The 7,758-nt window shown below is 69.4% G+C and carries 6 protein-coding genes; 3 read left to right on the top strand and 3 right to left on the bottom strand.

The annotated features are described in order from the left end of the window. Positions 1-42: 42 nt before the first annotated feature. A complete protein-coding gene (locus tag B3G12_RS11090) occupies positions 43-939 on the bottom strand; it encodes a phosphatase PAP2 family protein (RefSeq protein ID WP_290500374.1) in 897 nt (298 codons plus the stop codon). A gap of 401 nt (positions 940-1,340) precedes the next feature. On the opposite strand from B3G12_RS11090, the gene B3G12_RS11085 reads away from it, so the two are divergent. Next, on the top strand, positions 1,341-2,771 hold the full coding sequence (locus B3G12_RS11085; RefSeq protein ID WP_290500373.1) for a sugar porter family MFS transporter: 1,431 nt from the start codon (positions 1,341-1,343) through the stop codon (positions 2,769-2,771). Between the two features lie 190 nt (positions 2,772-2,961). After that, positions 2,962-4,623 carry a thiamine pyrophosphate-dependent enzyme gene (locus B3G12_RS11080; RefSeq protein ID WP_126874187.1) on the top strand — a complete coding sequence of 554 codons (1,662 nt, stop codon included), beginning with the start codon at positions 2,962-2,964 and terminating at the stop codon, positions 4,621-4,623. 100 nt (positions 4,624-4,723) lie between these two features. Here the strand turns inward: B3G12_RS11080 and B3G12_RS11075 are convergent, their stop codons facing one another. Then, positions 4,724-5,977 (bottom strand): MFS transporter, encoded by a 1,254-nt coding sequence (locus tag B3G12_RS11075; protein WP_144941521.1) that lies wholly within the window; start codon positions 5,975-5,977, stop codon positions 4,724-4,726. A 101-nt stretch (positions 5,978-6,078) separates the two neighbouring features. Here B3G12_RS11075 and B3G12_RS11070 point away from each other — a divergent pair, with 101 nt between their 5' ends. Then, positions 6,079-7,080: a zinc-binding dehydrogenase gene (locus tag B3G12_RS11070; RefSeq protein WP_290500371.1), complete on the top strand. Its 1,002-nt coding sequence runs from the start codon at positions 6,079-6,081 to the stop codon at positions 7,078-7,080. Here B3G12_RS11070 and B3G12_RS11065 read toward each other — a convergent pair. Continuing rightward, complete coding sequence (locus tag B3G12_RS11065; RefSeq protein ID WP_232300396.1) at positions 7,070-7,738, bottom strand: DedA family protein; 669 nt, start codon at positions 7,736-7,738, stop codon at positions 7,070-7,072. The two genes, B3G12_RS11070 and B3G12_RS11065, sit on opposite strands and share 11 nt — an antisense overlap. Between the last annotated feature and the right edge of the window lie 20 nt (positions 7,739-7,758).

The following is a 7,758-nucleotide window of genomic DNA, read 5'->3' as shown; positions in this document are numbered from 1 at the left end:
CCGGCCCGCCGTCGTTCGTGGATGGGGATGGTGGGAGGCGTCTCAGGCCGCGCGGTCCGATCGGTGCCCGGTGTGGGCGGAGGCGTCGTATGGAGCCGTGCGAGCTGCGGTGACCACCGGCTGCTGCTCCGTGTAACGGGTGCCCCGCTGAGGTTCAGCACCTGCGCGAGCCGTGGCCGCGGCGGACCGGGCCGCAGTGCGCGCCGTGGCGGGCAGCCGCGGGGTGACCCCGGCCTGCTGCCAGGAGAAGCCGAAGGCGAGCGCGGGAACCACGGTGTTGGCCACGGAGGCGCCGACCATCACCCCCGCGGCGGCCACGGGCAGCGCCGCAAGGACGTCCAGGGGGTAGTGCGCCCCGGAGTACACCCGGGCCGCGGCCACGAGCGCCGTGGTGAGACCACCCCACAGCAGGAGGTTGCGACGGGCGCGCCGACTCGACGCCACCAGGCTCAGCGCGAGGACGATGGCCACCGCCGCGCCCGTGTGCGAGGACGGGAAGGACAGGGAGCCGGTCACGGGACTCAGGGGGTCGCCCGTGAGGAAGGTGGGGCGGGGGCGCTCCACGAGGACCTTCACGAGGCCCACCGCACCCCAGCCCGCGAGGGCGAGGATGCCGAAACCCGTGGCGTCCAGGGGGCGTCGTCGGACGACCGCGAGCCACCCGATGACGGCGGCCACGATGAGCACCACTGCACCGTTGGACAGTGCGAACGTCACCGCCGTGGCCAGGGTGTCCAAGAGGACGTTGCGATGCTGGGACAGCCCCTCGAGCAACGCGGTCTCCCCGTCGGTGACCTGCGGTGACAACACCAGCAACCGACCGATCGTCGCCGTCAGAAGCACGGTGACGAGAGGTACGGCCACGCGGTGTCGCAACTGCGGCAACTGCCACGGGGACCCGCCCGGCGAGGGGGAAGTGTACTGCGCCGGATTGGTCATGACCCAATGGTGACACGGGACACCGAGTGAACCCTGATCACGGCGTGTCGTGACGAGCAGGGAACAAAAACATGACGGAACATGATGTTTCACGTGAAACACGTGATTAATAAACAATCCATAGAGTTTTTATTCTTCAGCCAGAATGTTTTCCGGCCACGCATCACGCATGCTGTGTGCGCCACGGCAGGAGCCCACTGCGGGGTTCGTTTACTTTCCCCTGTGCCCGTCCTACTCTTGGGACACTGTCCTTCCCCGGCAGCCGCTCCATCCGGGCCGATCAGGCCCGGGAGACCCGCAGCGACGCGCCCTCGCCCCCGGTGACTCTCCGGAGGCACGGCGTCTTCCCGGGCGTGGGACTCTCATGAGGGTTCGACACTGCACAGCAAGGGAGCTGCGGGATGAGTCATCCAGGGCAAGCACATCAGCCGGAACGTCATCAGACGAACACCGGCGCGGTCATCCGCATCACGACCGTGGCCGCCTTCGGTGGTCTCCTCTTCGGGTACGACTCCGCCGTGATCAACGGCGCGGTCTCCTCCATCCAGTCCACGTTCGACGTCGGCCCCGGCCCCCTCGGCTTTGCGGTTGCCGCGGCGCTGCTTGGTGCGGCGGTCGGCGCGTTCTTCGGCTCGCGCATCGCAGACCGCACGGGGCGCATCCCGATCATGAAGGTCGCGGCGCTGCTGTTCCTGCTCTCCGCGATCGGCTGCGCCCTCACCCAGTCCATCGAGTGGCTCGTCTTCTGGCGAGTGGTGGGCGGCATCGGCGTGGGCGTGGCTTCGGTGATCGCCCCGGCGTACATCGCGGAAGTCGCACCGGCCCACCTGCGCGGGCGACTCGGCTCGCTGCAGCAGATGGGCATCGTGCTCGGCATCTTTCTGTCCCTGTTGATCGACGCCCTGCTCGCCAACTGGGCGGGCGGCGCCGCCCAGGAGCTGTGGTTCGGTCTCGCAGCCTGGCGCTGGATGTTCCTCATCATGGCCGTGCCCGCCGTCGGCTACGGCGTGGGTGCGTTCATGATCCCCGAGTCCCCGCGGTACCTGGTCTCCGCGGGCCGCCCGGACGAGGCGCGCGCCGTTCTCTCCCGCATCCACGGCGACGAGGCCGTGGACTCCCGAGTGGCGAAGATCGAGAGCACCGTCAACAACGAGCGCAAGCCCCGCTTCGCGGACCTGCGCGGTTCCCTGGCCGGGCTCAAGCCCGTGGTGTGGGTGGGCATCGGCCTCGCCGCGCTGCAGCAGTTCGTGGGCATCAACGTGATCTTCTACTACTCCAACGTGCTGTGGGAGTCCGTGGGCTTCAAGGAGTCGGACTCCTTCACCATCTCGGTGGCCACCTCCGTGGTCAACGTGCTGGTCACGATCGTGGCCATCTTCCTGGTCGACCGCATCGGCCGCCGTCCCCTGCTGCTCGTGGGCTCGGCCGGGATGACCGCCTCCCTGGCGGTCCTCGCGGTCGTCTTCGCCACGGCCAACAAGGTCATGGTGGACGGCCAGCTCACCCCGGACCTCGGTCCCGTGGCCGGCCCGCTCGCGCTGATCGCCGCCAACCTCTTCGTGGTGTTCTTCGGCGTCTCGTGGGGTCCGCTCATGTGGGTCCTGCTGGGCGAGATGTTCCCCAACCACATCCGCGGTGCCGCCCTGGCGGTCGCCGGGGCCGTGCAGTGGATCGCCAACTGGGGCGTCACTGTCTCCTTCCCGTCCCTGTCCAACTACTCGCTGGGCCTGACCTACGGCATCTACGCGTTCTTCGCGCTGGTGTCCCTGGTCTTCACCGTGAAGATGGTGCGGGAGACCAACAACGTGGAGCTCGAGGACATGCGGGCCTGATCCCCTTCCCCAGCACCACCACGATGCCCCGGATCCGCCACGCGGACCGGGGCATCGTCATGGGCGGCGCCACAATGACGTAGTTACCGCCGGGTTCGGGTATTTTCGAGACACATCTCATGAGACACACCTCACAGGGATCGCCCCCGTGGTGATCACTCGAACTTCAACGGCGAAAAGAGAGCATCCCATGACGCATCCCACAGCCACACGTTCCACGGACCGCAAGTCCGCGGGCCACGTGATCGTCGACTCCCTCGCAGCCCACGGGGTGCAGCGGGCCTACGTGGTCCCGGGCGAGAGCTATCTGGACGTGCTGGACGGGCTGCACAATTCACCCATCGAGACAGTGGTGTGCCGCCAGGAGGGCGGTGCCGCGTACATGGCGGAGGCGGACGGGAAGATGAACACCGTGCCGGGCGTGGCCATGGTGACCCGCGGCCCGGGTGCGGCCAACGCGCATGTGGGGCTGCACACGGCGTGGCAGGACTCCACCCCCATGGTGCTCTTCGTGGGTCTCATCCCGTTCGAGCACCGGGAGAAGGAGGCCTTCCAGGAATTCGACCCCCACTCGTGGTTCGCGTCCGGCGCCAAGCGGGTGATGGTCCTGGACCACGCGGAGCGCGCGTCCGAGTACGTGGCGGAGGCCATGTTCGCGGCGCGCTCCGGACGCCCCGGACCCGTGGTGGTGGGGCTGCCGGAGGACATCATCACGCGGAAGATCGACCCTGCGCTGCACCCCGAGATCCCCGTGGCGGGCGGGGGCATGACCGTGGAGGACTGGAAGGCCCTGGAGACGGCCCTCCAGGAGTCCAGCAAGCCGCTGTTCGTCTTCGGCGGCAACGACTGGACCACGGAGGGCGCGGAGAAGTTCACCGGTTGGCTGGAGCAGCACCACATCCCGGCCGCCGCGGAGTGGCGCTGCGAGGGGACCGTGCCGTTCGGCTCCCCCTCCTACGTGGGGCCGATCGGCTACGGGCGCCCCAAGCCCACCGTGGACCTCCTGGAGGAGACGGACCTGCTGGTCTTCGTGGGAACCGTCCCCGGCGACGTGATCACGAACGGCTTCCTGGTGCGCCAGGACTGGTCCAAGCACAACTTCATCGTGACCATGGACCCCTCCATGCGCGGCCGGTCCGGGCCCGTGACCTACCAGATCGTGGCCAAACCGGACGTCTTCGTGCGAGACCTCGTGCGCATGGAGCTGCCGGTCAAGGACGTGTGGCGGGACTGGTGCTCCCGCATGCGGCGCCAGCAGGAGAAGTTCTCCGCGCCCACCGAGACCCACCCCGAGGACGGCCCGGCCAGGATGGACACCATGATGGCGAACCTCGTGGCCACGCTTCCCGAGGATGCCATGGTCACGTTCGGGGCAGGTGAGCACACCAACTGGGCGCACCGCTACTTCCCCACCAACGGTTACGCGTCGATGATCTCGGCCCGCAATGGTTCCATGGGCTACTCGATACCCTCCGCAGTCGCCGCCTCCCTCAACCACCCCGGGCGCCGGGTGGTCTCGATCGCCGGGGACGGGGAGTTCCTGATGAACGGCCAGGAGATCGCTACCGCCGCGCAGTACGGTGCCACCCCGCTCGTGATCGTGATGGACAACCAGGAGTACGGCACCATCCGCACCCACCAGGAGGTGCAGTACCCGGGGCACGTCTCCGGCACGCAGCTGAAGAACCCGGACTTCGCAGCCATGGCCCGCGCCTTCCACGGCTTCGGGGTGCGCGTGGAGCGGGAGTCGGAGATCCCCGCGGCCCTCGAGCAGGCCTGCCGCGCGATCGACGAGGAGCACATCTTCGCCCTGATCCACCTCATTGTGGAGCAGCGCCGCAAAGCATACTGACTGTTCGTGTTGGGTTCATCCCGGACGATGACGCCGCCGCGGCGCCCCCTTCGACGGGAGGGGCACCGCGATGTCGTCGTCCCTGGGAAGGGGCGCGGCCTCAGCGCAGGGGGTGCTCGAGCTGGTCCCGATGCATGCGCCCCACCAGCACCGCGGCAACACCCAGCGCGGGGGTGAGCACCGCGACGCCCCAGAACACCGCCTCGGGCGGCAGCACCTGGGACACCGGGCCGGCCAAGGCCATGGAGACCGGCATGAGGGAGAGCGAGACGAAGAAGTCCAGGGAGGAGATTCGACCCAGCATGTGCCCCGGAACCCGGCGCTGCAGCAGTGTCCCCCAGATCACCTGGCCCGCTCCACCGGTGGCCCCGAACACGCACAGCGCGAGTGCCATGACCCACCACGAGTGCGTGCTGCCCACGAGTCCGAACGGCAGCGTGCCGAAGCCCCAGAGCCAGATCATGGTGGTCAGGTACTTGCGCGGCAGCTGGAAGGACGCCATGATGCTCGCGCCCACGGCCGTGGAGACCCCGTAGAGCCCGAGCATCGCACCGTAGCCCGCCACCGTGCCGCCCAGGCGATCCACCACCAGGAACGGCACGAGCACCTCCAGGGGGCCCGTGAAGAGGAACACGGCGCTCATGGCCCACAGCAGCGTCCACAGCAGCCAGGGCGTGCGCAGGCAGTAGCGGAACCCCTCCACGAGGTCCCGCAGGGCGGAGGACCGGGCGGGCGCGCCGTCGTCCACGGGAGCGACGTCGCGCTCCGGGAGCCGCAGCCGCAGCATGAAGAAGAGTGCGATCCCGTGGGCCACCGCGATCGCCAGCACCGGGGCACCCGGCAGGGCGAGCCCCGTGAGGACTCCGCCCACCGCGGGGCCAGCGGCGAGCTGCAGCAGCGGGCGGGCTGTGCCCTCCACACCGTTGGCCGCGAGCAGCTGCTCCGGGGGCAGGACGCGGGGAAGGGCGGCCGAGTAGGCGGGGTAGAAGAAGCCCACGGCGCCCGAGAACACGAACGCGGCGAGCGCCAGGTGCCACAGGGCGAGGGTGTCAGTCCAGGTCAGCACGACGATGGCCAGGGCGGTGGTGAGGTTGGCGAGCTCCACGCAGCGCAGGATCACGGGCAGCGGGAAGCGGTCCGCGGCCACCCCGCCCACGAGCACGAAGACCACCGCACCGACCGCACCGGCCGAGGTGACGACGGAGAGGTCCACCGCCGAGCCCCCGAGGGCCATCACGCGGGCCACGAGTGCCACGGCCCAGAGCCCGGAGCCGAAGACGCTCACGCACATGGCCAGCACCAGCACGGTGTAGGCCCGGGAGGAGAATGGTCTGAGGGCTCGGGGCAGAGGCACCGTCACAGGCTACCGGCCGGGCGCGGCACCGCGTGGGCAGGGCCCACACCATGGCCTACCGTGGGACCGAGAACCCGCCCCACTGCCCCGAGGAGCACACCGTGCGCGCAACCCATGTCCCGGCCACCGGGATTGTCAACGTCGAACAGTGGCCCGAACCGGAGGCCACGCGGGACGGAGAGTTCGTGGCCCGCGTGGTGGCGGCCTCTGTGTGCGGCTCGGACCTGCACTCCGCCCTGCACGGGACGCTGCACCCCCGCGGCCCGGAGCTCGCGGGCTATCCCGGCCACGAAGGGGTGGGCGTGGTCGTGTCCTCCCGTTCGGAGAAGTTCCCCGTGGGCACACCGGTGCTGTGCGTGCCGCCGGGTGAGCTGGGCGGCACATTCGCCGAGTTCATCCTGCTGGACGAGGACCACGCGGTCGCGCTGCCCCCGGAGGTGGACCCGGAGGACCTCACCACCATGCGCCGGTACATGATGGCGCAGCAGATGGGCACGTGCCTCTACGCGATGAACCTCTACTGGCCCCGCGAGGTCCCCGAGCGCCACGCGGGCACGTGCGTGATCATGGGCGCGGGCTCGGCCGGCCTCTTCTTCCTGCAGGACGCCCTGCTGCGCGGCTTCGAGCAGGTGATCGTCTCGGACACCCAGCAGCACCGCCTGGACATCGCCCGCCGACTCGGCGCCCGCACGGTCCTGGTGCCGGACGAGAGCCTGCCGGAGGTCGTCTCCGAGCTCACTGGCAACGCGGGGGCGGACCTCGTGATCGAGGCCGTAGGGTCGGACGCGCTGCGGGCGGAGGCTGTGGAGGTCGTTGCCCACCGCGGCATCGTGGGGTGGTTCGGGCTGTACGAGAACTTCGATCCCGCCCCCGTCCCCATCTACGAGGTCTTCCGCAAGTGCGTGCGCCTGCAGGGCTCGGTCGCGGCTCAGTCCGAGCCCGGACTGGTGTCCTTCCACGAGGCCGTGCGCCGCATCCGGGACGGCGAGGTGGACGTGGACTACTGCCTGGGCCCCGTGCACACCCTCGAGGAGACGGGCCAGGTGCTGCGGATCGCGGAGCGCGGCGGTGAGGGGAACGTGAAGTTCACGATCACTCCGTAGCGTCCTGCTCCCGACGCCGTTCCCGCAGGCTCGTGAGGATCTGCAGCCCCACCGGGATCAGGGACAGCGCCACGATCAGCACGGCGATCAGGTCCACGTTGTCCCGGATGAAGGGGATGCCGCCCAGCAGGGAGCCGGCCACCACCATGATGGTCACCCACAGGAAGCCTCCCAGGATGTTCCACCCCACGAACTGGCGGTACGGGTGCCGCGCGGTGCCGGCCACCAGGGGGACGTACGTGCGCACGATCGGCACGAAGCGCGCGAGCACGATCGCCCGGCCGCCGTACTTCAGGAAGAAGTCCTCGGTCTGGGTGAGGTACTTGGTCTTCAGGAACCGGGCGTCGTCGGAGAAGAACCGCCGTCCGAACCTGTGGCCCAGGTAGTAGCCCACCTGGTCACCGGCCACGGCCGCGAGGAACGGCACGAGGATCATGAGCCACAGCGGGATGTGCAGCGCCTGGTGCAGCAGCCCGCACGCGAAGAGCAGCGAGTCGCCGGGCAGGAAGGGGAACAGCAGGCCGGACTCGATGAACACCATCAGGGCAGTCCCCGCGAGCGCCCACGGGCCCAGTTGTTCGAGCAGCTGGGCTGGATCCCCCAGGGGGAGCAGTTCCGGGGTGAGCAGCCCCGCCGTGTGCATCAGTTCAGGGGTCATGGTGTCCTAGTATGCCTTCC

This window comes from Kocuria sp. UBA5001, from assembly GCF_002398425.1.
Classification (GTDB): domain Bacteria; phylum Actinomycetota; class Actinomycetes; order Actinomycetales; family Micrococcaceae; genus Kocuria; species Kocuria salsicia.
The sequence above is the reverse complement of the archived record's forward strand: the minus strand, read 5'-3'. Positions and strand labels throughout refer to the sequence as shown.